Source organism: Actinacidiphila rubida (assembly GCF_900110255.1).
GTDB classification, from domain to species: domain Bacteria; phylum Actinomycetota; class Actinomycetes; order Streptomycetales; family Streptomycetaceae; genus Actinacidiphila; species Actinacidiphila rubida.
Map to the genome: position 1 here is coordinate 1 of NZ_FODD01000069.1, position 24281 is coordinate 24281.

The 24281-nt window shown below is 74.4% G+C and carries 24 protein-coding genes; 12 read left to right on the forward strand and 12 right to left on the reverse strand.

The window, feature by feature from the left end:
- The 5 genes from BMW99_RS36890 to BMW99_RS36910 form a co-directional block, all read right to left on the reverse strand.
- The coding region (locus BMW99_RS36890; RefSeq protein ID WP_177226148.1) for an alcohol dehydrogenase catalytic domain-containing protein at positions 1–681 on the reverse strand (681 nt) is incomplete at its 3' end.
- Positions 682–756: 75 nt separating this feature from the next.
- Positions 757–1389: an AAA family ATPase gene (locus BMW99_RS36895; protein WP_075018318.1), complete on the reverse strand. Its 633-nt coding sequence runs from the start codon at positions 1387–1389 to the stop codon at positions 757–759.
- A 138-nt stretch (positions 1390–1527) separates the two neighbouring features.
- Positions 1528–2340, reverse strand: a complete 813-nt coding sequence (locus tag BMW99_RS36900; protein WP_075018326.1) for a VOC family protein — start codon at positions 2338–2340, stop codon at positions 1528–1530.
- A 117-nt stretch (positions 2341–2457) separates the two neighbouring features.
- Complete coding sequence (locus tag BMW99_RS36905) at positions 2458–3270, reverse strand: LamG domain-containing protein (protein ID WP_079176315.1); 813 nt, start codon at positions 3268–3270, stop codon at positions 2458–2460.
- 128 nt (positions 3271–3398) lie between these two features.
- The gene (locus BMW99_RS36910) at positions 3399–5810 is read right to left on the reverse strand and encodes a ricin-type beta-trefoil lectin domain protein (RefSeq protein ID WP_079138669.1); all 2412 of its coding nucleotides are present in this window, start codon (positions 5808–5810) and stop codon (positions 3399–3401) included.
- Between the two features lie 233 nt (positions 5811–6043).
- On the opposite strand from BMW99_RS36910, the gene BMW99_RS36915 reads away from it, so the two are divergent.
- Together BMW99_RS36915 and BMW99_RS36920 are read left to right on the forward strand one after the other, a co-directional pair.
- A complete protein-coding gene (locus BMW99_RS36915) occupies positions 6044–6277 on the forward strand; it encodes a hypothetical protein (RefSeq protein ID WP_069465095.1) in 234 nt (77 codons plus the stop codon).
- A gap of 169 nt (positions 6278–6446) precedes the next feature.
- Positions 6447–7502, forward strand: coding sequence for an NAD(+)/NADH kinase (locus BMW99_RS36920; protein WP_069465094.1), 1056 nt, complete (start codon positions 6447–6449; stop codon positions 7500–7502).
- 86 nt (positions 7503–7588) lie between these two features.
- On the opposite strand, the gene BMW99_RS36925 is transcribed toward BMW99_RS36920, so the two are convergent.
- Together BMW99_RS36925 and BMW99_RS36930 are read right to left on the reverse strand one after the other, a co-directional pair.
- Complete coding sequence (locus tag BMW99_RS36925; RefSeq protein ID WP_069465093.1) at positions 7589–8455, reverse strand: hypothetical protein; 867 nt, start codon at positions 8453–8455, stop codon at positions 7589–7591.
- A complete protein-coding gene (locus BMW99_RS36930) occupies positions 8455–9717 on the reverse strand; it encodes a VWA domain-containing protein (RefSeq protein ID WP_069465092.1) in 1263 nt (420 codons plus the stop codon). Before BMW99_RS36930 ends, BMW99_RS36925 begins: the two co-directional genes overlap by 1 nt.
- Positions 9718–9933: 216 nt before the next feature.
- Here BMW99_RS36930 and BMW99_RS43265 point away from each other — a divergent pair, with 216 nt between their 5' ends.
- The 6 genes from BMW99_RS43265 (at position 9934) to BMW99_RS41705 (ending at position 13730) form a co-directional block, all read left to right on the forward strand.
- Entirely contained in the window at positions 9934–10668 is a 735-nt protein-coding gene (locus BMW99_RS43265) for a DUF4232 domain-containing protein (protein ID WP_075018319.1), read from the forward strand.
- A gap of 3 nt (positions 10669–10671) precedes the next feature.
- Complete coding sequence (locus tag BMW99_RS42505; protein WP_245791778.1) at positions 10672–11430, forward strand: class F sortase; 759 nt, start codon at positions 10672–10674, stop codon at positions 11428–11430.
- A 41-nt stretch (positions 11431–11471) separates the two neighbouring features.
- Positions 11472–11975, forward strand: coding sequence for an RNA polymerase sigma factor (locus BMW99_RS36945; RefSeq protein WP_107485490.1), 504 nt, complete (start codon positions 11472–11474; stop codon positions 11973–11975).
- Positions 11959–12828, forward strand: a complete 870-nt coding sequence (locus tag BMW99_RS36950) for a DUF4232 domain-containing protein (RefSeq protein ID WP_075018320.1) — start codon at positions 11959–11961, stop codon at positions 12826–12828. The genes BMW99_RS36945 and BMW99_RS36950 overlap by 17 nt, the downstream gene beginning before the upstream one ends.
- Positions 12829–12927: 99 nt before the next feature.
- Positions 12928–13560 carry a helix-turn-helix domain-containing protein gene (locus tag BMW99_RS36955; RefSeq protein ID WP_069467221.1) on the forward strand — a complete coding sequence of 211 codons (633 nt, stop codon included), beginning with the start codon at positions 12928–12930 and terminating at the stop codon, positions 13558–13560.
- A complete protein-coding gene (locus BMW99_RS41705) occupies positions 13557–13730 on the forward strand; it encodes a DUF6126 family protein (protein WP_176735730.1) in 174 nt (57 codons plus the stop codon). The genes BMW99_RS36955 and BMW99_RS41705 overlap by 4 nt, the downstream gene beginning before the upstream one ends.
- Before the next feature lie 116 nt (positions 13731–13846).
- Here BMW99_RS41705 and BMW99_RS36960 read toward each other — a convergent pair whose 3' ends face one another.
- Positions 13847–14251: a rodlin gene (locus BMW99_RS36960; RefSeq protein ID WP_075018321.1), complete on the reverse strand. Its 405-nt coding sequence runs from the start codon at positions 14249–14251 to the stop codon at positions 13847–13849.
- 268 nt (positions 14252–14519) lie between these two features.
- On the opposite strand from BMW99_RS36960, the gene BMW99_RS36965 reads away from it, so the two are divergent.
- The gene (locus BMW99_RS36965; protein ID WP_079176318.1) at positions 14520–15713 is read left to right on the forward strand and encodes a PP2C family protein-serine/threonine phosphatase; all 1194 of its coding nucleotides are present in this window, start codon (positions 14520–14522) and stop codon (positions 15711–15713) included.
- A 19-nt stretch (positions 15714–15732) separates the two neighbouring features.
- Here BMW99_RS36965 and BMW99_RS36970 read toward each other — a convergent pair whose 3' ends face one another.
- The 3 genes from BMW99_RS36970 to pdxR all read right to left on the reverse strand — a co-directional run bounded on the left by BMW99_RS36970 (position 15733) and on the right by pdxR (position 19506).
- Complete coding sequence (locus tag BMW99_RS36970; protein ID WP_069467337.1) at positions 15733–16467, reverse strand: ribonuclease H family protein; 735 nt, start codon at positions 16465–16467, stop codon at positions 15733–15735.
- A gap of 82 nt (positions 16468–16549) precedes the next feature.
- Positions 16550–17917: an NAD(P)/FAD-dependent oxidoreductase gene (locus tag BMW99_RS36975; protein ID WP_407640353.1), complete on the reverse strand. Its 1368-nt coding sequence runs from the start codon at positions 17915–17917 to the stop codon at positions 16550–16552.
- Between the two features lie 176 nt (positions 17918–18093).
- Positions 18094–19506, reverse strand: coding sequence for a MocR-like pyridoxine biosynthesis transcription factor PdxR (gene pdxR, locus BMW99_RS36980; RefSeq protein WP_075018323.1), 1413 nt, complete (start codon positions 19504–19506; stop codon positions 18094–18096).
- A gap of 47 nt (positions 19507–19553) precedes the next feature.
- On the opposite strand from pdxR, the gene BMW99_RS36985 reads away from it, so the two are divergent.
- A complete protein-coding gene (locus BMW99_RS36985; protein ID WP_075018332.1) occupies positions 19554–20726 on the forward strand; it encodes an MFS transporter in 1173 nt (390 codons plus the stop codon).
- Here the strand turns inward: BMW99_RS36985 and BMW99_RS36990 are convergent.
- Positions 20686–21321 carry a hypothetical protein gene (locus BMW99_RS36990; protein ID WP_069467683.1) on the reverse strand — a complete coding sequence of 212 codons (636 nt, stop codon included), beginning with the start codon at positions 21319–21321 and terminating at the stop codon, positions 20686–20688. The two genes, BMW99_RS36985 and BMW99_RS36990, sit on opposite strands and share 41 nt — an antisense overlap.
- Positions 21322–21436: 115 nt before the next feature.
- Between BMW99_RS36990 and paaK the strand changes: the two genes are divergently transcribed.
- Together paaK and BMW99_RS37000 are read left to right on the forward strand one after the other, a co-directional pair.
- Positions 21437–22771: a phenylacetate--CoA ligase PaaK gene (paaK, locus tag BMW99_RS36995; RefSeq protein ID WP_075018324.1), complete on the forward strand. Its 1335-nt coding sequence runs from the start codon at positions 21437–21439 to the stop codon at positions 22769–22771.
- Positions 22772–22967: 196 nt separating this feature from the next.
- Positions 22968–24281: peptide-N4-asparagine amidase (locus BMW99_RS37000; protein ID WP_075018325.1), on the forward strand; the 1314-nt coding region annotated here is incomplete at its 3' end.

Below are 24281 nucleotides of genomic sequence, written 5' to 3' on the forward strand. Positions count from 1 at the left end.
GTGCGTGGCACCCAGGCCGGTGGCGGCGCTCAGCTTCCGCGGGTCGACGTCGACGGCGATGATGGTGGCCGCGCCCGCCAGCCGGGCCCCGGCGATCGCCCCGCCCCCCACTCCCCCGCACCCGATGACGGCGACGGAGTCACCGCGGGTGACACCGCCGGTGTTGATCGCGGCGCCGATGCCGGCCATGACGCCGCAGCCGAGCAGCCCCGCGACCTGCGGCGCGGCCTTCGGGTCGACCTTCGTGCACTGGCCGGCCGCGACCAGGGTCTTCTCGGCGAAGGCGCCGATGCCCAGTGCCGGCGACAGCTCGGTGCCGTCACCGAGTGTCATCTTCTGGGTCGCGTTGTGGGTCTGGAAGCAGTACCAGGGGCGGCCGCGGCGGCAGGCGCGGCACTGGCCGCAGACCGCGCGCCAGTTCAGGACCACGAAGTCGCCGGGCTCGACCTCGTCGACCCCGGGGCCCGTCGCCTCGACGATGCCGGCCGCCTCGTGTCCGAGCAGGAACGGGAAGTCGTCGTTGATGCCGCCCTGCTTGTAGTGCAGGTCGGTGTGGCAGACCCCGCAGGCCTGCACCCTGACCACCGCCTCTCCGGGGCCGGGGTCGGGCACGGTGATGGTCTCCATCCGCACGGGCTCGTTCCTGCCCGGCGCGATGACGCCGCGCACCTGCTGGCTCATGTTCGGGTCACCTCTCTGTCACGTCCGGCTCGTCCTGGGGTCCGTCATGTCCAGTGATCCCCAGATCCGGCCGGTTCAGTCGAAGCGGATGTGGCGGACGCCGACCCAGGCCCTGCGCAGGCGGCCGCGCAGCGCGGAAGGATCGGCGGGGCCGAGTCGCAGGCCGGCCGACGCGGCGATGCGGTCGGCGACCTGCGGGATCGTGAGGTGGTCGGTCCACAGGTGCTCGGCGAACTCGTCGTCGCGGAGCCGTTCCAGGCACAGGTCGAGCTTGGTGACGGCGAAGGTCTCGTGCCGCGGCGGCGTGTCCTTGCCGGCCACGGCGCGCAGTCCACGGCCCAGGCCGCGCTCGCGCAGCCGCCGCAGCACCGTGGCACGCTCGGCGAGCAGTGCGACGTGGTGGACGTCGTGGCCGCGGTCGCGCAGCCGGCCGACGGTCTCACGGAAGTACGCCGGCTCGACGACGGTCATGGGCGCGATGACCGGGCCGTCGTGCCTGCGCAGCGCCAGGTCGAGCACCTCGTAGACGCCCTGCCGCCACGCGGGCAGGTCCTGGAAGTCTCCGCGCAGGTGCGGCGGGGTCATCCGGTGGAGGCCGAAGCCGACGTGTTCGGGGTCGCAGACCACGCTGCCGGGCAGCCGCCGCCTCAGTTCGTACGCGCTCTGGGTCTTGCCGCCGCCGAACGGGCCGTTGATCCACAGGAGCATGCCCCGACCCTACGGGAGGGCGGGGCGGCCGGGTGGGAGGCGGCGGTAGGCGGCAGCCGGTGATGCGGGGAGGGGCGCGGAGTTCCTGCCGCCGACGCGAGCGGGGCGAGAGGCGTGGTGTCGCGTGGTGTCCCGCTGTTACTGGTCGCGGCGGGCGATGATCGTGAAGAGTCCGCCGTCGGGGTCCCGCAGCTCGGCGTGGTCGCCGTGCGGGCCGGTGCCGCGGCCGACGAGCGTGCCGCCCAGCGCGAGGGCGGCCTCGACGCGGGCCGCCACGTCGTCCACGGCGAACTGAACGGCCCAGTGCGGGCGCAGGGTGGGATCGGGTGCGGCCTCGACGGCGCCGGAGCACAGGCGGGCCACGATGCTGTCCCCGCTGCGGACGACGACCTCGTCGTTCTCGTAGGACACCGTGCACCCGTCCGGACGCCCGTCGGCCCACTGCAGGACCCCGCCGTAGAACATCGCGGCCTCGAAGGCGTCGCGGGTGCGCAGGCGTACCACCACGGGGCCGCATTCGTGCCAGGCCTCCCAGCCGCCGGGCAGCCGGCCGTCCCAGGCGCCGAAGACCGCGCCGTCCCGGTCGGCGGCGACCACGGCCCTGCCGGAGGCGAACGCGACGGGGCCGAGCGCGACGGTCGCGCTGCGCTCGCGGATGCGCGCGGCCGCCTCGTCGGCCTGCGGGACCGCGAAGTAGGGCGTCCACACGACGGCGAACTGCATGTCGGCGGCGACGGCGCCGATCGCGGCGACGGGCTTGCCGTTCTTGAGGGCCACGGCGAAGTGCTCGCCGAGGGTGGTGGAGCGGAACTCCCAGCCGAGGACCGAGCCGTAGAACTTCTCGGAGGCCTGCAGGTCGCGTGCGGTGAGGCTCACCCAGCACGGCGCTCCGCGGGGCGACTCCGGCAGGTCGTCCCGCTCACCCCCCGTGTCCGTCAGTCCCGCGGCCATCGAAGGCTGCTCGGTCACCGCACGGCTCCTCGTCGTCGTTCCCACACGCTGCTGTACCCACCCATATCAGGCGGCGGACATGATCGTCGCCTGACCGCCTTCCCCGGTTGGGGCGGGTCATGCCTGTGGTGCGGGACGGCGTGCGACGGACAGCGCGGTGCACTGCCACTCCAGCTCGCGGGTGCCGGGCGCGGGCGGCAGATGGCCGTAGGCACCCGCGGAGACGCTGATGCCGACGACGAGCCAGGCGCGCCAGTGCGGGCCCACGCCGGTGCCGTCGGCGAAGACCTGCCGGCCGTCGACCCACCACTGCACACTCGTGGCCCCGAACAGCACACGCAGGGTGAAGGGCCGTCCGGGCGTGACGAGGTGGTCGGCGTAGGAGGCGGCGGGGCGGACGTGGTTGGTGAGCTCCAGCATCCGCGGATTGGTCGGGTGGTACTCGAAGCCGTCGACCTCGCCGTGGCCCGGCTGTGAGCGGCCGCTGTCGCTGTCGCGGCCCCAGGTCCACAGTGCGGGCCAGGCGCCCTGGACGTCGTGGACGAGGCAGGTGGCCGTGAGGTCGTCGCCGGGCAGCAGCTCGAAGCCTCCGGGGGCGTACTCGGTGGAGACGAGGTCGGCGTCCCACAGGCCGCCGGACGCGCGCCGGGCGCGGAAGACGCCGTCGGCGGTCGGGGCGTACGCAGGGCCGATCTGGTCGAGCTTGTTGTCGTCGGGGTTGCGGCCGTCCGGCGGGTAGGCCGAGGTGCGGCCCACGGCCCACGCGTGCCGGTCGGTGAAGGGGGCGTCGAAGACGACGCCGGCGCGGGGCGCGGGCAGGGGCCGGGCGGGGTCGTGCGGCGGGTGTGCCGGATGCTGGTCCCGGTGATCGCCGTGGTCGCGGTGGTCGGGCTGGCGGGCGGGGGTCGCCGGAGTGCGGCGCTCGTTCATGGTTGCTCCCGGTGACGGCCGGTCTCCCAGTCAAGTGGGGCCGGCCGCCGGCCGGAAGCCGCGTGCGGGGGTGCCGGGAGGGCGCGGGCCGCGGCCGCGCGCCCTCCGTACGGGTGACGCGGGGCCGGTCAGGGCGCCGGGGTGATCCACTGCTGGTTGGCGCCGCCGTTGCAGGTCCAGATCTCCAGCTGGGTGCCGTTGGTGGTGTTGGAGGCGGGGTCGTCGAGGCACTTGCCGGACGCCGGGTTGACGAGGGTGCCGCCGACGGCCTGCCACTTCTGGTTGCCGCCGCCGTTGCAGTCCCACAGCTCGACGAGGGTGCCGTCGGCGGTGCCGGCCCCGTAGATGTCCATGCACTTGCCGCCGAGGCGGATGGTGCCGTCGGACTGCGGGGTCCAGTTCTGCGCGCCGGTGCCGTTGCAGTCCCACATCTGGACCTTGGTGCCGTTGGTGGTGGAACCGGTGTCGTCGTCGGCGCACTTCGACGTGTCGGCGATGGCGGTGATCGGGCCGGTGCCGCTGGTCTGGGTGCCGACGGGGGTCACGGACAGGTTGTCGAACTGGTCGGTCTGGTAGCCGGACGTGCCCAGACCCACCATGCCGGTGCTGTACGTGCCGTCGTTCGCGGTGCCGACCGTGGTGCCGTCGACGGCGGCGGTGAGCGTGGCGCCGTTGACGGTGAGGGCGACGTGGTGCCAGCTGCCGGTGCCCAGCGCGGCCACGGTGCCGCTCGCGAGGGTGGTCAGGGTGTGGCTGGTGTTGTTGCGGACGATCGACCAGGCGCCGGTGTCGGAGACCTGGAGGACGTACGCGTTGATGCCGGCCGGCCCGAAGGCGTGCTGGGTGCCGGCGCGGGCCATGAGCTGGGCCGAGCCCGCCTGCCGCAGCAGGACGTCGGCCGCGACGGTGTAGTTCCGCCAGTTGAGGCTGCCGCCGATGGTGTACGGGTTGGAGTCGCCGTCCCACTCGATGGGCTTGGTGGGCGCCTGCTGGGTCAGGCACCGTCCGGCGCGCCCGCCGGCGCACGCGGTGGCCTCGAACGCCCCCTGCATCTGCGACAGGTAGCGCGGCTGCTGGCCGAGGGTGGTGCTGTCGAAGGTGTCGGAGTACGGCAGTGCCAGGCTCCCGGGGGCCGGGCTGGTGGCCGTCCCCTTGCCCTGCCCGGTGGTGGTGGTGAGGGTGTAGACGTAGCCGGGCTGTGCGGTCAGCGAGTAGGAGCCGCCGCTGGGCGTGAGGTCCTGCTGGTGCACCAGGTAGTCCGCGGTGCTGCCGGAGTTGAGGTTGGTGGCCCACACGTGGACGGCGCCGGTCGACAGGCCGCCGCTGACGTTGACGGTGACGTTCTGGGCGGCGGTCGCGGTGCTGGTCTCGATGACGGTCGAGTAGTCCGTGCCGTTGGTGGACTTCAGCGTGACGTAGCTGCCGTTGGTCTCGCTGCCGCCCAGGTAGCCGGAGCCGCTGTCGAGGAACTTCCAGCCGGGCGCGGTGAACTGGGTGACCTGCGCGGTGGCCCACAGGCTGCGGCCGACGGTGTACGCGCCGGACGACGGCTGGTCGGCGAGCACCAGGCCCACCGTGCTGTAGGGCAGGTTGGGGTAGATCGCCGCGACGACCGGCCAGTTGACGTAGGCGGTGAAGTGCGCGTCGACGTAGCCGCGAGTGATGGAGCGGATCAGCGGGCCCGCGCCGGTGTTGAGGTCCTGGGAGCCGTTCTCGCTGGCCCACAGGGGCTTTCCGGTGCCGGTGGCGGTGGAGTTGCCGGGGCAGGTGTCGGCGCTGCCGCCGTCGCCGCCCGCGCACGGGTAGTGGACGCCGATGACGGAGACTGCCTTGGCGAAGGCGGAGTTGGACGCGACGTCGCCGGCGACCGACCAGTCGCTGTCGGCGGCGACGATCTGCGCGCTGCCGTACCCGGCGTTGTCGAGTGCCGTGCGGAGCTGCTCGTACCAGGCGACGTTGTAGCCGCGCTCGTTCCAGCCGCCGAGGTAGTCGATGGTCAGACCGTGCGAGGCCGCGCAACCCAGCCAGCTGACCAGGTAGTTGACGGTGTCGGTGGACCAGAAGTTTCCGCCGCCGGGCCAGCCGGGGGCACCCCAGGCCAGGCCGTACAGCTTGATCTGCGGGTTGCGGGCCTTGGCCTGCTGCATCAGCCACCACTCGTAGCCGGTGCCGCAGTCGACGGTTCCGGCGGTGTGCATGTGGCTGGATTCCGAGCCGTCGGTGGAGTTGGTGTCGCCGCCGATCTCGGCCTTGAGGATCTGCAGGTCCGCGCCGTAGCCGGGCTTGAACAGGTAGTCGAGGATCTGCTGCTGCTGGGCGGCCGGGTAGTCGGTCAGCAGTTTGGTGTTGCCGCCTCCGCCGCTGATGGCGCCGATGCCGTCGAACGTCCGTCCGCCGCTGGTCCCGTTGGCGGCGATGGTGGTGGTGCTGGCGGCTCCCGCGGTGTGGGTGCCGACGCCGAGCAGCAGGGCGCAGAGCAGGAGCAGGACGGCTGCGACCGCTGGGCGGCGCAGTGCCGCGCGCTGGACGAGGAGGTTCACGTGGGGGGTCCCTTCCTTGGGGTCAACTCACCAGAAGAGCTCAGAACCGAACGCATCTCACCGCGGCACAGTGGACTGCGAACCCGGGGACTCGTCAAGAGAGCACACCGGCCACGTGGTTCGGCGCCGCGTATGTCGACATCTCAGGGAAATTGGGGGGATTGGGACGGTGCGAACGGGAAATGCGGGTAGGTAGCCGCTTTGCACGGGACCGCACGGAACCGGATTCGCCCATGGCCCACTTCCTGGTCGTCGCCGCGATCTGCCTCGTCTGCTGGACCGCTCTCGCCATACCCGCGGGCATACTCGTCGGCCGCCGTCTGCGCCGGGTGTCCCCGCCCGCGCCGTCGCGGCCGGTGCCGCGCCGGCGCCGCCGCGCGGTGCCCCGCGGGCTGCGGCCGACGGCCCTCGACCACGACGTCACGCGGGCGCCCCGCGAGGCCCGGGGGCACGTCCGCCGCCGCTGACGACGACGCCGCCTCGCACGGCGACCACCGCACGCCCGGCCTTCGGCGGCGCGTCCGGGCGCCCGGACGGACGCGCGGGTGTTTGACCGCGGCGGCCGGTGTGTATGGAATGCCGGTACGGCGCCTGCCGGCGCCGGTCCGTGCCGCCGCAGTCCAGGGAGACCGCCTGATGACGCTTCACCGCCTGGGACTCGTCGTGCACGAAGGCCGGAGGGCCGCCGTCGAGGGCGCACGCCGGGTCCACGACTGGTGCGCGCGCCACGCCATCGAGTGCGTCGACATCGACGTGTGGGGCACGCAGAGCCGGCGGCGCAGCGGGCGCGAGGAGCTCGCGGCGGCCGGCGCCCTCGACCTGATCGTCACCCTCGGCGGTGACGGCACGTTCCTGCGCGGCGCCCGGATCGCGGCCAAGGAGGACGTGCAGGTGCTCGGGGTCGATCTGGGGCGGGTGGGCTTCCTCACCGAGATCGCCGTCTCCGACGTGGAGCGGGCACTGTCCGCGGTACAAGCCGGGGAGAACGCCTGCGAGCAGCGGATGACGCTGACGATGCGCGCGTCCCGCGCGCCGGAGCTGCCGCCGGGCATGGACAACGTGCTGCACAGCGGCCGCGGGCCCGCGCTGCCACCTCCTCAGGTGCGCCCCGAGACCACCGAGGGCGACGGCTGGGGTGTCGCCCTGGACGTCTACGCGCTCAACGACATCGTGCTGGAGAAGCTGGCCCGGGACCGGCAGGTGGCGGTCGGGGTGTACATCTCGGGGCGGTTGCTGGCCGCCTACTCGGCGGACGGGCTGGTGATCGCCACCCCGACCGGGTCGACCGCCTACAGCTTCGCGGCCGGCGGCCCGGTGCTGTCGCCGCGGATGCGGGCGCTGGTGTTCACGCCGGTCGCGCCGCACATGACCTTCGACCGGTCGGTCGTGGTCGGCGCGGACGAGGCGGTGGCCATGCGGGTGCTGCCCCACTCCGGGCAGGCCGCGGTCAGCATCGACGGGCAGTTGCGCGGGGTGCTCGATCCGGGCGACTGGATCGGGGCCTACGCCTCACCCCGCCCGCTGCGCCTGGTGCGGCTGCATCCCGCGAACTTCTACGGGCGGTTGCGCGAGCGGATGCTCCTGACCGACGCCCCGGCGACCGCGCAGGACGAGTCCGCGCCGTTCTTCCGCCCGTCGAGCCCGGTGCCGCCGGACCTGGAGCACCTGTACCTGCCGACGCCCGAGGGCTGACGCCCCGTCACTTCGCTGTGTGCGAGTCCGCCGCCCACAGGCCCGGGGCCGCTCCGCGCGCTGCGGGCGGCCCCGGGCGGGGACGTTCAGCCGGAGTACCCGGCGGGCTCCCGGGGCCGGGTCGGCTCCGGGCTGTAGCGCGGGCGGAACGGCAGCACGGGGCCCCGGGCCAGGCGGTGCGCGCCGAGCGCGGCCAGGACGGCGAGCAGCCCTCCGCCGCCGGTCCACAGCCACCGCGGCGACCACCAGGTGCCGGCCCATCCGCCGTCGGGCTTCAGCTCGGGCCCGTTGCCGGTGACCAGCGGGGTGACGTGCCCGTCGACGGCCTGCTCGCCGGCGGTGCCGTGTGCGGTGGCGGTGACCGCCGCCTGCACCGGCAGTCCCAGGTCGGTCTGCGGCAGGTCGACGACGGCGAGCCGCACGTAGTACGCCCCCCGCAGCGGGTCGTTGGACCACGGCTCGGCCCAGGCCCGCACGGTGCGCAGGGTGCACGCGAGGTCGACGGTGGTGGCGTCGGGCGCGGCGGTGCGGGTCTGCGTGCCGTAGCGGCAGGCCTGGCGGCGGCGCAGCCCGTCGTAGACGTCGACCTGCCAGGTGGAGGCGCCGTGCCGGACCGCGCCGGACGGGAAGGTCACCGTGGCCTTGACCGTGACGTTCTGTCCGGTGTCCGCGGGGAACGACCAGTACAGGTAGTCGCCGGCGGACGCGCTCGCGGTGGCCTGCTGCCCCTGCTCGACCGGCGTCGCCGTGCGGAAGTCGGTACCGGCCTCGGTGGGCGCGGCGTCCGAGGGCGAGGAACCGGCGGAGGCGGAGGCGGACGCGTCCGGGGTGGTGGGCGTCGCACCGGAGGGGTCGTCGGCGACGGCGGCGGGCGCCAGGAACGCGGTCAGGCCCGCCAGTGCGGCCGCGGCCAGCAGGGCGGCGGCGGCACGCGGTGTGCGGCGGATGCGCATCAGACGGTCCTTCCGGTGTTCAGGCGCCAGCGGGCGATCCAGCCGGTGAACAGGCCGAGGACGGCTCCGGTCACGGTGAGCAGGCCGAGCAGCCACCAGCCGCGGCCCAGGCCGAGGAAGGCGACGTCGGACGGCTTGTCGGGGCTCTTGACCAGGTCGATGGAGAGTTCCACGGGCAGCCCGGGCGTGGTCTTGACCGACGCGGGCGCCGAGTAGGAGTTCCCGACCTGGAGGCACACGGTCTCCGGCGGGGTGCCGGAGGCGGCGTCGGGCTTGGGGTAGCGGATGCCGGCGGAGACGGCGTCGGTGCGGCCGGTGCCGCCCTCGTCGTCGCGGACGATCTCGCGGCCGCGCATCGTCACGCCGCGCAGCAGCACGCCGTAGTCGGCGTTGACCTGCCGGTCGGCGGCGATGCTGACCGACGCGCGCAGTTCGCTGCCGGACGGCACCTGCACCCGGTACCAGCGGTTCTCGGAGAACGTCTCACGGTCGGAGTAGAGGCCCTGCCGCAGTTCGGGGGCCGCGGCGCAGGTGGCGCCGCCCTGGGTGGCGACGGGGGTGGCGGTGTGCGCGTCGCTGCGTCCGACGAGCTGCTTGACCTTGGTGGTGAGCTGCTGGCGGTGCTGGACGGTGGTGTACGTGCCGCCGGTCGCCCCGGCGATGCAGCTGAGCTGGTTGCGGGTGCTGGCGTCGGGGATCAGGCCGAGCGTGTCGATGGTGAGGTCGACGCCCTGGGCGGCGATGTCGCGGGCCACGTCGCAGGGGTTGGTGGGCCCGCAGGTGTCCTCGCCGTCGGTGATGAGCACCATGCGCCGGGTGCCCTCGCCGCCCTTGAGGTCGGCGGCGGCGGCGAGCAGTGCGGGGCCGATCGGGGTCCAGCCGGTGGGGGCGAGGGTGGCGACGGCCGCCTTGGCCTCGGTCCGGTCGAGGGGGCCCACCGGATACAGCTGGCGGGTGTCCTTGCAGCCGGTCTTGCGGTCGTTGCCGGGGTAGTCGGCGCCCAGGGTGCGTATGCCCAGCTGGACGTCGGGCGGGGTGGAGTCCAGGACGTCGTCGAACGCCTGCTTGGCGGCCGACATCCTGGACTCGCCGTCGATGTCGCGGGCGCGCATCGATCCGCTGACGTCCAGGACGAGTTCGACCTTGGGGGCGGGGTGGGCCGTGGGTTCGTCGGCGGACGCCCCCGGTGCGAGCGGGCCGCCGGTGAGCAGGCTCAGTAGGCCGCACACCGCTCCCGCGGTCAGCAGCTTTCTCATGATCATCGCAGGGATCGTAGTGAAGTCCGACCGAAACCCGAAGTCCGCTGGTCACAGCGGTGGCTGAAGCACCCTCAGGACACTTTGACATTTCTTTGCAACCCCGGCGGGGGCCGTGTCGTCTCTGCTCGCGATTCCCCGGCCCGGGGGGTTCGGACCGGCCGGCGCCCGGCTGACGGGTGCCGGCGGCCCTCGGAAGACAACGAAGAGGGAGAGCAGGAGATGCGCAGCAGTTCACTGGCCGCCGGCGCGGCGGCCGTCGCGGTGGCCGCGCTCGGCGTCGTTCCGTCGACCGCGTCGGCGGCCGCCCCGGTCCGCGACGCGAGCACCCCCATGTGCGCGACCTCGCAGCTGACCGCGTCGATCGGTGACAGCGAGGGCGCGGCGGGCAGCCTGTTCCGCACTCTGGTGCTGACCAACCACAGCGCGACGACGTGCCACCTGACCGGCTTCCCGGGCGTGTCGCTGCTCGACGCGAGCGGTACGCAGATCGGGCAGCCGGCGACCCGCGAGCACGAGGGCTACACGGCCGTGGTGCTGCGGCCGGGCGGCACGGCGAGCGACACCATCCACACCATCAACCACATGGGCAGCTGCCTGCCCACCTCGACGAGCCTGAAGGTCTATCCGCCCGGCAACACCGCCTCCCTGGTCGTCCCGGCGAAGATCGACAACTGCTCGAACCTGTTCACCATCACGCCGCTCGCGGCGGGCAGCAACGGCAACCCGGTCGGCTCCGGTCCCACCGGCGGCAGCACGCCGACGCCGTCCCCGACCGGCTCCGGCGGCCAGGTCACCGCGGTACCCAGCGGCGCCCCGAACACCGGTCTCGCGGCGTCGTCCTCCGGCGGCGGCGCCGGGCCACTGGCCCTGGTGGCGGGCGGTGTCGTCGTGGCCGGCGGCATCGGCGCGGCGGCGGCACGGCGGCGCAGGTCCCAGGCGCGAGCCCGGGGCTGAGCGTTGAGGCACTCTCCCGAGCGCACCACCGCCACCGCCGCCCGGCAGCGGCTCCTCCCCGCCGCGGCCGGGCGGGTCCGGGCCGGGCTCCGTCCGCTTCCCCGCGGCGCGACGCCCGGACCCGCCGCGGCACTCCGCCTCGCGGTGGCCGCGGCCGCGGTGGCGCTGGCGTGCGGCTGCACGCCCACGACCGGTGCCCAGGTGCCCGCGGACGGCGGCTCGGTGACGGTCTCGCCGCCCGCGGCCGGAACGGGCCCGGCGGGCCCGTCCGGCGCCTCCACGGCGGCGGCCCGGCCGATGCCGCGGTCGCTGCCGGAGCGGCTGCGCATCCCGTCGCTGGGGGTGGACACGGCGGTGATGTCCCTGGGCCTGGCCGCGGACGGCACGGTGGCGGTGCCGCCGATCGCCGCCCACTCCCCCGCGGGCTGGTACCAGGGCTCACCGACCCCGGGGCAGACGGGACCCTCGGTGATCCTCGGCCACGTCACGGTCGGGTCGTACGGGGACGGGGTGTTCGTGCACCTGAAGCGGATGCGCGCGGGCCAGCGGATCACCGTCACCCGGCAGGACGGCTCGGTGGCCTCGTTCGTCGTCGACTCGGTGCAGACGGTCGCCAAGTCGCACTTCCCGACGGAGGCCGTCTACGGGAACGTCGACCACCCCGCGCTGCGTCTCATCACGTGCGGCGGTACCCGGGTGAGCGGGGGCGGCGGCTACACCGACAACGTGATCGTCTACGCCTCGCTCGTCACCGGCTCGTGAGCGGCCAGCACGCGGCCGCCGGTACCGTCAGCACGACACGAGTGAGGAGCGCGGTCATCCCGTCTCAAGAGCACGCCGCCGCCGAGCTGTTCACGGCCCTGTACCCGCGGCTGGCGGGCTGGGTCCGGCGGCTGGTGGACGACGACGGGACCGCGCACGAGATCGCCTCGGAGGCGTTCACGCGCCTGTGGGCGCGCTGGACGAAGGTGGAGGAGCCCAGCGGCTTCCTCTACGTCACGGCGGCGAACCTGGTCAGGGACCACTGGCGCAAACTGGAGCGCGAACGGCGTGCGTTGCGCCGGGTCACCACGGAGGAAGCGTTGAGGCCGCAGCCGCAGGACTCGGACCCGTCGGTCCGCATGCTGGTGCAGGCGCTTCCCGAGCGGCTGCGCAACCCGGCGCTGCTCTACTACTACGCGGATCTGCCGATCCGGGAGGTGGCCGCCCTGCTGGGCCGCAACGAGGGAACCGTCAAGGCCGATCTGCACGCGGCCCGTGAAGTGCTGCGCGGCAAGCTCGGGGGTCGTCATGACCGCATTTCCTGACGACCACCGCGACGGCGATCTCGACGGCCGTCCCGGCCCGGAGGCCCGGGACCCGCTGGAGCGTCTGCTGCGTCCGCCGGTGGACTTCCTGCCGGTGCCTCCCGGCGCGTTCGAGCACATCCGCCGCACAGCGGCACGGCGCCGGCGCCTGCGCGCGGCTGCCGGCGGCGGCGTGGCGGTGGCGGTCGCGGCCGGCGCGTTCGCCGTGGCCGGCACGCTGAACGCGCCCGGGGGCGACGAGGAGGTCGGCCCGCCGGCCAGCCGCACGGTGGCGACCTCGGCGCCGCCCTCCGCGACCACGCCCGCGCCGCGGCCGACCACCACGCGTCCGCGCGGCGGCGGCCACAGCGCGCAGCCGACGACCGGCGGCCCGGACACGGGCACCGCCACCGGGCCCGCCACGCCGGGCGCCGGGACGCCGTCGCCGTCGGACTCCGGCACGGCACCGATGTGCACCGCGGACCAGCTGACGCCGTCGCTCGGCGGCGGTGACGCGGGGGCGGGCAACCTCTACCGCTACGTGGTGGTGACCAACCACAGCGCGACGGCATGCCATCTGGCCGGCTATCCGGGGCTGTCGCTGCTGGACGCGGCCGGCAACCAGATCGGGCAGCCCGCGACCCGCCAGCCGAGCTCGTACCAGCCGGTGGTGCTGCGGCCGGGCGGTTCGGCGAGCGACACCATCCACACCGCCAACCAGATGGGCACCTGCCAGCCGGCGTCGGCCGAGCTGCGGATGTACCCGCCGGGCAGCAGGGCGTCGCTGGTCTTCGCCGGCGAGGTCACGATCTGCAGCGGTGAGTTCACGATCACGCCGTTCGCCGCGGGGACCACCGGCAATCCGCCGTCCTGACCGGCCGGCCGCACCGCGGTCCGCGGGCCGCTCCGGGAGATTTTTGCCTCTGAGGCAAGAAGTTTGCCTGAGAGGCACAGGGCGCTGTTCCATGGAGTCATGGACACAGGCGACGCGCCCGGCCCGGCGGCCGGGGAGGACCTCGTCCTGGCGCCCCGCCTTCGGGAGCGGCGCCGGGGCAGCGGACTGACCCTCGAGACCGCGGCGGCCCGGCTCGGGCTGTCGGCGGCCCATCTGTCCCGCCTGGAGTCGGGTCTGCGACAGCCCTCGCTCCCGGTTCTGCTCGGGCTCGCGCGGCTCTACGGCACGACCGTGTCGGACCTGCTCGGCGAGTCGGACGCGGAACCCGATCCCATCGTACGCGGCGGCGCGATGGCGCCGGTGCCGGCCGGCGGGTGGACGTACTGGCGGGCCGGCGGCACCGGGCGGGCCATGCAGGCACTGCGGGTGCACGTGCCGGCCGGGGCCCAGCGGGCGCTGGTGCGGATGCATGCCGGGGAGGAGTGGCTGTACGTCACCTCCGGCGAGCTCGAGCTGACGCTCGGCGAGCGCGTGCACCGGCTGGCGGTGGGCGACTCGGCGCACTTCGACTCGCTGGTCCCCCACCGGCTGGCCGCGGCGGGCGCGGCCGGGGTGGACCTGCTGTTCGTCCACACGCTGATGCAGAGCGAGACGTCCGGGCTGTGCATCGGGCCCGACCAGGCCACGAGGATGCGAGGAGAGCGTCGATGACGACCAACGGCACGGAACCGGTTCCGCAGCGGCGAGTGGTGCCCACCACCAACGGCAGTGAGGAGCGCAAGGAGCGCGGCGTGAGGTTCCGCGTGCTGGTGTACGTGGTGGTCGCGCACGTGATGGCCCTCTACCTGTGGCTGATGTTCGCCGTGGTGGGCAAGCACTGACCGGCCGGTCCCGCGCCGGGGCGCGGGACCGCCCCTGACACGACGGCGCCTGCCGCCGCCCGAGGGTTCGGGCGGCGGCAGGCGCCGTGCCGTGCGGCCCGGCGGCCGCGGGCGGGTCAGCCGTTGTGCGCGCCGTTCCCCGACAGGACCGGGATGTCGTCGGCGATGTGCGAGAGCGCCTCGTCACCCTTGGCCTGTGTGGAGTCCTCGGCGCACTGCTGGTTCTGCGGGTTCGCCAGCACGTTGATGTCCTGGGCGGTGATCGGGACGGCGCCGATCAGCGAGCCGACGTTGGCGCGGGCCGGAACGCCGAGGCACAGCTTGTTCAGCGAGCCCTGCACCAGGCCGACCTGCGGGCTCAGCTGCCCGCCGGTGGACGTGTTGCCGTATGCCTGGCTCGCGCCGTTGCCGTTGACGGTGGTGGAGCCCTCGTCGTTGCCGATCGCCGAAGCGGTGCCGGCACCGCCGGCGATCACGGCGGCGGCCAGGCCACAGGCGGCCAGAGCACTGCGGGTACGCATATCTCTCCCATCGATGACGAAACTGCGAAAGCGGGAGAAAATTACCGTTCAGGGGCCGGTGGGACCTGCGTTCACCCGATCGTCGGCGGGCCGCGGGTCTGGGCGCTCACGGCGTGTCGCTCGTGGGAGTGAATGCACACTTAGCTCGAATCGGTGACGGTGCGTAGGGTGGGGTCAGGGCAAGCGGTTGCGGTCCTGCCCTCACGACGCGGGGAGTCAGGCGGGGGAAGGAGGCAGCGTGCTGCGACGCATCCGGGACGCGATGAGCATGGGCACGGCGGTGCCGGGCACCGCCGGGGCCCCGGGCCAGCGGTCGGCCCCACTGGTGCTCACGGTCCTGCCGTACGCGGTGATGGCGCTGGTCGCGGTGGTCGACGGCGTCGCGGGCGCCAGTGTCGGCCTGCTGCCGCTGGTGTCGCTCGGCCCCGCGTTCGCGGGGCTGGTCGGCTCCTGGGAGCGCACGGTGGTCGTCGGCGTGCTGGCGGTGGCCGTGGTATGCGCGCTCGGCGTGGTCGACGGGCTGTTCGCGGAGCGGCGCGGCTTCGCCGCCATCGGTGCCGTGGTCGGGGTGACGGTGGCCGCGGTGATCGCGGCCGTGACGCGGCAGAGACGCGAGGCCGAACTGGCGAACGTCAGATCCATCGCCGAGGTGGCCCAGCGGGTACTGCTGCGCCCGGTGCCGCCGAGCGCGGGGCCGCTGGACGCGGCCGTCTCGTACACCTCCGCTGTGGCCGAGGCCCGGATCGGCGGCGACCTGTACGAGCTGGCCACCACCCCGGCCGGAGTGCGGGTGATCATAGGCGACGTGCAGGGCAAGGGCCTGGACGCGGTGGAGACCGCCGCCGTGGTGCTCGGCGCGTTCCGCGAGGCGGCGTACGACGAGAAGACGCTGGAGGGCGTGGGCGAGCGCGTCCAGCGGGCGGCCGACCGGACGATCAGCGGCGAGAAGTTCGTGACCGCCCTGCTTCTGGAGATCACCCCGGCGGGCGCGGCCACGGTCCTCAACTACGGGCATCCGCCGCCGATGCTGATGCGCGCCGGCGGGCAGGTCGAGTTCCCCGAGCCGCGCTCGTACGCGCTGCCGCTCGGGGTCGGCGTGCAGGCCGGGGAGCAGGCCGAGCCGTTCTCGCTGGTACTGCGGCCCGGGGACCAGGTGCTGCTCTACACCGACGGCGTCACCGAGGCGCGGGACACCGCGGGGGTCTTCTACCCGCTCGGGCAGCGGGCGGCGCTGCTGGGCGACGGCGACCCGCAGGAGGCGCTGGAGGCGCTGCGCACCGACCTGATCCACCATGTGCGCGGCCCGCTGCACGACGACGCGGCGATGCTGCTGCTGCGCTACCGCGAGCCCGCGACGGTCGCCGACGACAGCGACCCGGCCGACCGGGCCGGCCCCGCGGCCGAGGAGGCCGGTGACGCCCCCCGGGGGGCCGAGGGAGCGACGGGCGACGCGGCGGCCTGACGGGCCGGTCCCGGCGGGTTCAGCGGCAGTCGGGGTGGCCCCACCCCTCGGCGTTCTTCGTGATCGGCTCGCCGGCCGCGTAGGCGCGGCCGCAGCGGCAGCGCCCGGGGTACTTGGCCTTCAGGGTGCGCGGCGGGCCGGAGGCGGTACGGGCGCCGCCTCCACCACCGGATCCGCCCGATCCGCCGGACGCGCTGCCGGACGCCGTCGACGCGGCGGCCCTGGCCGGGCGGACGCTCTTCGGGGTGTCCGGGGACGGCGGCGGGACCGCCGAGCCGAGGTCGCTGCCCGCGGCCTGCTGGGTGAGGGCGGCCTGGCTGGCGGCGCGGTCGGCGAAGTCGTTGAGCCGGTCCCCGCCGACCTGGTGCGCGGGGACGTAGCGGAACTCGACGGTGCGGCCGGCGAGCAGTTCGTCGATCCGCACCACCAGTCCCTGGTTGGCGACCGGCTTGCCCGCCGCGGTCTTCCAGCCCTTGCGCTTCCAGCCGGGCAGCCACGTGGTGACGGCCTTCATCGCGTACTGGGAGTCCATCCGGATCTCCATCGGCACCGCGGCGTCGACGGAGGTCAGCAGCCTTTCCAGCGCGGTCAGTTCGGCCACGTTGTTGGTGGCGGTGCCCAGCGGGCCGGCCTCCCAGCGTTCGGGGTCCCCGCCGCTGCCGGCGATGACCCAGCCCCAGCCGGCCGGTCCCGGATTGCCTTTCGATGCCCCGTCACACGCGGCGATGATGCGCTCAACCACGACACCGATCATGCCAGCCCGCGGCGGTGCCCGTGACCGCGCGGGGTGCCGGGCCCGCGGTCACGGGCCCGGCAGCGGCGCGGTGCACCGTTCGTCAGCCCTGCTCGTGGGCCGCGGAGGCGGTCTGCTCGTGCAGCTGCTCCGGGGTGAGGTAGGCGTCCGTGTACTCGAAGTCGCGCAGCGTGGCCGGGGTACGGGCCTGGAATCCGGTGCGCACGAAGTCGTCGCCCGCGACGGCGTTCAGCAGCCAGTTGGTCATCACCCGGGCCTTGGCCACGTTGGTGCGCAGCGCCGACCAGTGGTAGCCGCGGGCCACGGCCTGGGCGGGCAGGCCGCGCAGTTCGACGCCGAGCGGCTTGGAGACGGCGTCCCTGCCGCCGAGGTCGACGACCAGGCCGAGGTCCTTGTGCTCGTACGGCTTCAGCGGCTGGTTGCGCAGCGTCGCCAGCACGTTGTCGGCGACCTTGTGGCCCTGCCGCATCGCGTGCTGGGCGGTGGGCGGGCACACCGCGCCCTCCTCGCCCTTGGCGAGGTCCGGCACGGCGGCGGCGTCGCCGAGGGCGAAGACGCCGTCGAATCCGGGGAGCGTCATCTCGGCGGTGACCGCGAGGCGGCCGCGGATGGTCTCGGCGCCGAGCGTCCCCACCAGCGGACTGGCGACGACGCCCGCGGTCCAGATCAGGGTCCGGGTGGGCACCACCCGCCCGTTGGTGAAGGTGACCTCCTGCGGGCCGGCCTTGTCGATGGACACGCCCAGGGAGATCTCGATGCCGCGCTCGGTGAGGATCTGCTGGGCGCTGCGGCCGAGCTTGTCGCCGAGTTCCGGCATCAGCTTGGGCGCGATGTCGATCAGGTGCCACTTGATCAGGGCCGGGTCCAGGCGCGGGTAGCGCTTGACGGCGGCGCTGGTCAGCCGTTGCAGGCAGGCGGCCGTCTCGGTGCCGGCGTATCCGCCGCCCACCACCACGAACTGGAGCCGCGAGGTGCGCTCGGCCTCGTCCTGGCTGGCGTCGGCCAGGTCGAGCTGCGAGATGACGTGGTCGCGCACGTACGCGGCCTCCGCCAGGGTCTTCATGCCGCGGCCGTACTCCAGCAGGCCGGGGATGTCGAAGGTGCGGGTGATGCTGCCGGGTGCCAGCACGATGTAGTCGTAGGGCTCGTTGACGAGCTCACCCGTTATCTTGCGGACGACGCACACCTTCGCCTTGGTGTCCACGCCGATCGCGCCGCCGGGGATGATCCGCGTGCGGTGGCGGCTGCTGCGGCGCAGCGACAGGGCGATCGACTGCGGGGTGAGGATGCCGGAGGCGACCTGCGGCAGCAGCGGCAGGTACAGCTGGTAGGAGAACGGCGTCACGAGGGACAAGTCGGCCTCGTTCGCCCCCAGGCGGCGTTCGAGGCGGCGCACGCACCCCACCCCCGCGAATCCGGCCCCCACCACCAGAATCTTCGGTCGTGCCACGATGTCCGTCCCTTCTCCGGGTCCAGGCGGTCGTGTGTGCACCTGCCCACGGTCCGCGGCCTCGCACATCCTGGTTCTGGTCTACCGTGCCGGAACCCGCACCGCCAGCGGAACGCGGCGACCCGGCGGCCGGGGGAAGGCGCGGGCGTGCCTGGTGGGGCGCGGGGCGCGGCGGGTCAGCCGGCGAGGAGGTCGCCGACGGCCGCGATGCCCCGCGCCACCGCGCGCTCGCCGACGTTGCCGAAGCCCAGCACGAGCCGCGCGCGGCCGCCACGGTCCGGCACCGCGCAGTGGGCCGCCATCGCGTACAGGCCGACGTGCCGGGCGCGCGCCTCGGCCACGACCCGCTGCTCGTCGCGCCCTGCGCCGAGGTGCGCGACGGCGTGGAAGCCGGCCGCGAGGCCGGTGAGCCGCACGCCGGGAGCGTGCACGGCGAGCGCTTCGACCAGGGCCGCGCGCCGGGCGGCGTAGACGCCCCGCATGCGGCGCAGGTGGCGGTCGTAGCGGCCGGACGCGAACAGCCGGGCCAGCGCCACTTGGTCGAGGGTCGGCGAGCCCCGGTCGGCGGACTCCTTGGACGCGACGACCGGTGCGAGGAGCGCGGGCGGGCACAGCAGCCAGCCCAGGCGCAGGGCGGGGGCCAGCGACTTGCTCACCGTGCCGACGGCGATCACGCGGTCGGGGGCCAGGCCCTGGAGTGCGCCCACCGGCTCCCGGTCGTACCGGAACTCGGCGTCGTAGTCGTCCTCGACGACGTACCCGTCGCGACGCTGTGCCCAGCCGATCAGCGCGCGCCGCCGGTCGGCGGCCATCACGACGCCGGTCGGCCACTGGTGCGCGGGCGTGACGAGGACGGCGCGGGCCTCGGTCGCCTCCAGCGCGCGCACGTCGATGCCGCCGTCGTCGACGGGCACCGGCACGGCCGTCATCCCGGCCCGTGCGGCCGCGGCGGAGGCGGTGGCCGGGGCCCCCGGGTCCTCGAAGGCGAGCGCGCGCACCCCGCGGGCGGCCAGCGCGTCCAGTGCCAGGGCCAGGCCCTGCGCGTAGCCGGAGCAGACGACGGTCCGCTCGGGGGCGGCGGCCGCGGCGCGCACCCGGCGCTGGTAGCCGGCGAGGACGTCGCGCAGTTCCTCGGCGCCCTGCGGCGCGCCGTAGTCGAGCGCGGCCGTGGGGAGGGCGCGCCCGGCCTCGCGCAGGGCCCACAGCCAGTCGGCGAGGGGGAACGAGGCGAGGTCCGGCACGCCGGACCGGAAGTCGGCGATGAGCGGGGGCGACGGCCGCGCCTCCGGCGCGGGCGCGGGCACGGGTGGCGGGCACGCGCGGGACGCGACGGTGGTGGCCGCGCCCACCCGGGCCGCGAGGTAGCCCTCGGCCTGGAGCTGGGCGTAGCAGTCCTGGACCAGACCGCGGGACAGCCCGGTGCGGCGGGCCAGCTCACGCGAGGACGGCAGGCGCTCGCCGTCCTGGAGGCGGCCGTCCCGCACGGCGTCCCTGATCTGGCGTTCCAGCTGTGCGCGCAGCCCCTCACCGCTCTCCCGGTCGAGGGTGAGCAGCAGTTCGGGCGACAGACCGGACCACTCCAGCGGCATGGAAATGGAGCTTATCGGGGGGCCGGCCGGCTCCTAGCGTGAACGGCATGACGACGACCTCCCGCTCTGCTTCGCCCGGCGTGCCCGTCGCGCCGGCCGCCGCTCGTCCCCCGCTGGTCACGCGGCCGCTGCTGTGGCGTTTCCTGACCGTGATCGGCGCCTCGGCGAGCTTCTTCCTGCTGCTGTCGGTGGTACCGCTGTACGCCGAGCGCGGCGGCGGCGGCGCGGGGCCGGCGACCGGGGTGCTGATGCTCGCCACGGTCGTCGGCGAGCTGGCGACGCCGCGCCTGGTCGCGCGGTTCGGCTACCGCGTCGCGCTGGCCGCGGGCCTGACACTGCTCGGCGCGCCCGCGCTGGTGCTGACGGTGTCGCACGGCATGGCGTGGATCGCGGTGGTGTGCCTGCTGCGCGGTCTCGGCTTCGCGCTCACCGTGGTGGCCGGCGGCGCGCTGACGGCGTCGCTGATCCCGGCGGAGCGGCGCGGCGAGGGACTCGCGCTCGCCGGCATCGTCTCAGGCGTGCCGTCCTTGGTGGGGCTGCCGTTGGGGGTGTGGCTCGCGTCGCACGCCGGCTTCACGCCGGTGTGCGTGGCGGGCGGCGCCGTGGCCCTGGCGGCGGTCGCCGTCGTGCGGCTGCTGCCCGGGCGGGAGTCGGGGGCGGACGGGGGCGCGGGAGTGGTCGCGGGCCTGAGCTCGGCCGCTCTGGCCAGGCCCGCAGCGGTGTTCGCGACCACGGCGCTGGGCGCGGGCATCGTGGTGACGTTCCTGCCGATCGCCGTGCCCGCCTCGATGTCGGGGCTGGTGACCGTGGCGCTCTTCGCCCAGACGGCCATGGCGACCGCGGCACGGTGGTGCGCGGGACGGGCGGGCGACCGGCACGGCCCGCGGCGCCTGGTGCTCCCCGGCCTGCTGGCCTCCGCCGCCGGGATCCTGCTCACGGCCGCGACCGGCAGCCCCGTGGCGGTCCTCGCGGGCGTCGCCCTGTTCGGCGCCGGTTTCGGCGTCGCCCAGAACGCGACCCTGACCCTCATGTACGCCCGGGTGCCGCGGTCCGGGTACGGCACGGTCAGCGCGCTGTGGAACGTCGCCTACGACGGCGGGATGGGGCTGGGCGCCGTCGGGTTCGGCGCGGCAGCGGGCCGAACCGGCTATCCCGCCGCCTTCGCCCTCACCGCAGCCGTCATGCTCCTGGCTCTGGCGCCCGCGCTGCGGGACCGCTGACGTGTTCGGCGGGGCCGCCGAACCGGCCGGCGGGGCCGCGGCGGGCCCGGCCGAGCAGCGCGGCCTGCTCCTGCTCGAGCCGGTCGAACTCGGCCCGGGCATAGCGGCGTATGTCCGTCGCGGGGACGGGGCTGCCCGGCACCTGGTGCTCGGTGAGGTCGCCGCTCGCCCACCGGGCGGCGGTGATCTCGTGCCAGGACGCGTGCGCGTAGACGTCCAGCAGGATCTGCGGCATCCGGGCCTCGGCGAGCAGGTCGGCCCGGGTCAGCAGGAGCTCCCGCATGGCGCGGTGGTTGGGCAGGAACACCGTGGAGACCCACAGCTGCCACTCCGCCAGTTCCTCGGCGGTCCGCGGCTGCTCCAGCGGGCCGTGCTGCAGCGGGGAACGGCCGTCGGGGCGCGGGTGCCGTTCGGCGAAGGCGTGGTAGACGCGGTTGTTGATCTCGGTGATCGCCAGGAGCGGGCCGTAGAACTCGCCGAGCTGGCGGTTCACCCGGGTCAGGCGCTCCTGCCGCTGGGCCAGGCGGCGGCTGCTCCAGTGCGTCATCAGATAGCCGGCGAAGGCCAGGGCGACGGTCACGATCGCTGCGTTCATGAGCCCGCACCGTAGCGGCGCATCGTCCTTGACAGGCGCCGCGGATGCTGATTGCTTGGCGTTGACATCAAACCGAACGGTCGGTCGGCCGGGTGCGAGCGCGAGGGAGAACGTGATGAGCGGCGGCGAGACGGCGCGGCACACCGCCGAAACGGTGCCGGGCGACCTGCTGGACGCCGCCGAGCGGCTGGACCGGGACGAGCTGCGCGCCCTGCAACTGGAACGGCTCCGGCGGACCCTGCGCCTGGCCTACGACCACGTGGAGCTGTACCGGCGGAAGTTCGACGCGGCGGGCGTCCGCCCCGAGGACTGCCGGAGCCTCGGCGACCTGGCCCGGTTCCCCTTCACCACCAAGGCCGACCTGCGGGACAGCTATCCGTTCGGGATGTTCGCGGTCCCGATGGACCAGGTACGGCGGCTGCACGCCTCCAGCGGCACCACGGGGCTGCCGACCGTCGTCGGCTACACCGAGAACGACCTGTCGATGTGGGCCGACGTCGTGGCCCGCTCGATCCGCGCGGCCGGCGGACGCCCGGGCCACAAGGTCCATGTGGCCTACGGATACGGCCTGTTCACCGGCGGCCTCGGCGCGCACTACGGCGCCGAGCGGGCCGGCTGCACGGTCATCCCCGCCTCGGGCGGCATGACGGCGCGCCAGGTGCGGATCATCCAGGACTTCCGGCCCGAGATCATCATGGTCACCCCCTCCTACATGCTCACCCTGCTCGACGAGTTCGAGCGCCAGGGCGTCGACCCGCGCGGCACCTCCCTGCGGGTCGGGATATTCGGCGCCGAGCCGTGGACCGAGCGGATGCGGGCCGAGATCGAGGAGCGGTTCGGCATCGACGCCGTCGACATCTACGGCCTGTCCGAGGTGATCGGCCCGGGCGTGGCCCAGGAGTGCGTGGAGACCAAGGACGGGCTGCACATCTGGGAGGACCACTTCCTGCCGGAGGTCGTCGACCCGTTCACCGACGCGGTGATGCCGGAGGGCGAGAGCGGCGAACTCGTCTTCACCTCCCTGACGAAGGAGGCGATGCCGGTGATCCGCTACCGCACCCGGGACCTGACCCGGCTGCTGCCCGGCACCGCACGACCCGCGTTCCGCAGGATGGAGAAGGTCACCGGGCGCAGCGACGACATGATCATCCTGCGCGGGGTGAACGTGTTCCCCAGCCAGATCGAGGAGATCGTGCTGCGCACGCCGGGCGTCGCCCCCCACTTCCGCATCGAACTGACCCGGCACGGACGCCTCGACCGCATGGCGGTGGCCGCCGAGGCCAGGGCCGGGACCGGCGCGGACGGGCGGGCGGCAGCGGCGGCGGCCATCGCGCAGGGCATCAAGGACGGCATCGGCGTCACCGCCGAGGTCACCGTCGTCGACCCGGAGACGCTCGAGCGCTCGGTGGGCAAGATCCAGCGGGTGAAGGACCTGCGGCCCCGCGGCTGAGCCGGCGCCACCGGGCCCCCGCGGAACGGGAGTCGACGGCCGCGCTCCTGACGGTGCGGCGGTGTGCGGCGGGTGGGAGGGGCGCGCGCCCGGCGGTACGATCGGCGACCCGTCGATCGTCCGCCGGAGGTCGCGAACCACGCCCACCGCACTGCCCGTTGCGGCGATCACGCACCGACTCCCGTGAAGGAGAGGCATGCCCGAGCGCATACCCCCCAGCAGTGCGGCCGCCGCGACCCGGTGGCGCATCCCGCCGCACCGCACCGGACGGTCCGCCGCCGTGCGCGCGCTGCGCCGCACCGCACGTACCGTGCTCACCACCGTGGCGGTACTGGCCGCGGCGACCGCGGGACTGACGGCCGCGCCCGCCTCGGCGGCGACACCGGACCGCGCCGACTCCCCCACCGCGTCGCCGAGTTACGTGGAGAGCGGCTACCAGGACCCGGTCACCGCGCTCCCGCCGGTGAGCCGGCCCGCGACACCGCACTGCTCGGTCACGGTCATGCGGCACGACTTCGCCAACTCCTACGGCCAGCCCTACACCGGCACGGTGACCCCGCCGACCGCCTGCCCCGGCCCGTGGGCCAAGGTCGTGCTGACCTGGTCGGGCAGTGTCGCGGGACGCCAGTACGACCGGCTCGCGGGCGTGTGGATCGGCGGCGCGGAGGTGCTGCGCACCAGTACCCCGGAGCCCGACGACGACGGCATCACCTGGCACGTCGACAAGGACATCACGTCCTTCACCCCGCTGCTGCGCGGCCCGCAGCCCCTCGTCGCGGACCTCGGCAACATCGTCAACAGCACGTACACCGGCGTCTACCACATGACGCTGACGCTCACGTACTACCAGGCGGACCGCCGCCACCCGGCACCTGCCGTGGCCGACCGGGTGCTGCCGCTGTCCGGCGACGCCTCCCCCGGCTGGTACAGCCTCTCCCCCGGCCAGTCCGCGACGAAGAGCGTGACCTTCCCGCGGAACCTCGTGCACGCGCGGCTGGAGGTGTACACGCGCGGCGGCGGCTGCGACGAGCAGTGGTTCGACGCGGTGCCGAGCGACCTCGCCTCCCAGTACCCCGACTACCTCTGCGGCGGCGGCCCCTACCGCGAGGTGCAGGTCTCCGTCGACGGCCGGCCCGCCGGCCTGGCGCAGCCCTACCCCGTCGTGTACTCGGGCGGCATCGTCCCGACGCTGTGGCGTCCCGTCCCCGCCGTCGACCAGTTCCTCACCCTCCCCTACGACATCGACCTCACGCCGTTCTCCGGACTGCTCGTCAACGGCCGGCCACACGCGATCACGCTGACCCCGTACGGCGCCGCCGACACCTGGACCGTGGACGGCACGCTCTTCCTCGACACCGACCACCACGCGGCGCGGACCTCAGGCACGCTCACCCGCGACACCCTCACCGCGGACCCCCAGGTCTCCACCACCCGGCAGCCCGCCGACGGCGGCGCGGCGGTCCACGTCAGCGCCACCCGCGACTGGACCACCGAGGGCTACCTCGACACC

What these genes read in the sequence shown, in the direction of transcription:
- BMW99_RS41705 (WP_176735730.1), top strand. Translation starts at nt 13,557, where the DNA reads ATGACGACCAACGGCACGGAACCGGTTCCGCAGCGGCGAGTGGTGCCC.
- pdxR (WP_075018323.1), bottom strand. Translation starts at nt 19,506, where the DNA reads ATGCCGCTGGAGTGGTCCGGTCTGTCGCCCGAACTGCTGCTCACCCTC.
- BMW99_RS36990 (WP_069467683.1), bottom strand. Translation starts at nt 21,321, where the DNA reads ATGAACGCAGCGATCGTGACCGTCGCCCTGGCCTTCGCCGGCTATCTG.
- BMW99_RS36960 (WP_075018321.1), bottom strand. Translation starts at nt 14,251, where the DNA reads ATGCGTACCCGCAGTGCTCTGGCCGCCTGTGGCCTGGCCGCCGCCGTG.
- BMW99_RS36965 (WP_079176318.1), top strand. Translation starts at nt 14,520, where the DNA reads ATGGGCACGGCGGTGCCGGGCACCGCCGGGGCCCCGGGCCAGCGGTCG.
- BMW99_RS36985 (WP_075018332.1), top strand. Translation starts at nt 19,554, where the DNA reads ATGACGACGACCTCCCGCTCTGCTTCGCCCGGCGTGCCCGTCGCGCCG.
- BMW99_RS36900 (WP_075018326.1), bottom strand. Translation starts at nt 2,340, where the DNA reads ATGGCCGCGGGACTGACGGACACGGGGGGTGAGCGGGACGACCTGCCG.
- BMW99_RS36895 (WP_075018318.1), bottom strand. Translation starts at nt 1,389, where the DNA reads ATGCTCCTGTGGATCAACGGCCCGTTCGGCGGCGGCAAGACCCAGAGC.
- BMW99_RS43265 (WP_075018319.1), top strand. Translation starts at nt 9,934, where the DNA reads ATGCGCAGCAGTTCACTGGCCGCCGGCGCGGCGGCCGTCGCGGTGGCC.
- BMW99_RS36920 (WP_069465094.1), top strand. Translation starts at nt 6,447, where the DNA reads ATGACGCTTCACCGCCTGGGACTCGTCGTGCACGAAGGCCGGAGGGCC.
- BMW99_RS36930 (WP_069465092.1), bottom strand. Translation starts at nt 9,717, where the DNA reads ATGATCATGAGAAAGCTGCTGACCGCGGGAGCGGTGTGCGGCCTACTG.
- BMW99_RS36970 (WP_069467337.1), bottom strand. Translation starts at nt 16,467, where the DNA reads ATGATCGGTGTCGTGGTTGAGCGCATCATCGCCGCGTGTGACGGGGCA.
- BMW99_RS36905 (WP_079176315.1), bottom strand. Translation starts at nt 3,270, where the DNA reads ATGAACGAGCGCCGCACTCCGGCGACCCCCGCCCGCCAGCCCGACCAC.
- BMW99_RS36925 (WP_069465093.1), bottom strand. Translation starts at nt 8,455, where the DNA reads ATGCGCATCCGCCGCACACCGCGTGCCGCCGCCGCCCTGCTGGCCGCG.
- BMW99_RS36950 (WP_075018320.1), top strand. Translation starts at nt 11,959, where the DNA reads ATGACCGCATTTCCTGACGACCACCGCGACGGCGATCTCGACGGCCGT.
- BMW99_RS36915 (WP_069465095.1), top strand. Translation starts at nt 6,044, where the DNA reads ATGGCCCACTTCCTGGTCGTCGCCGCGATCTGCCTCGTCTGCTGGACC.
- BMW99_RS36955 (WP_069467221.1), top strand. Translation starts at nt 12,928, where the DNA reads ATGGACACAGGCGACGCGCCCGGCCCGGCGGCCGGGGAGGACCTCGTC.
- paaK (WP_075018324.1), top strand. Translation starts at nt 21,437, where the DNA reads ATGAGCGGCGGCGAGACGGCGCGGCACACCGCCGAAACGGTGCCGGGC.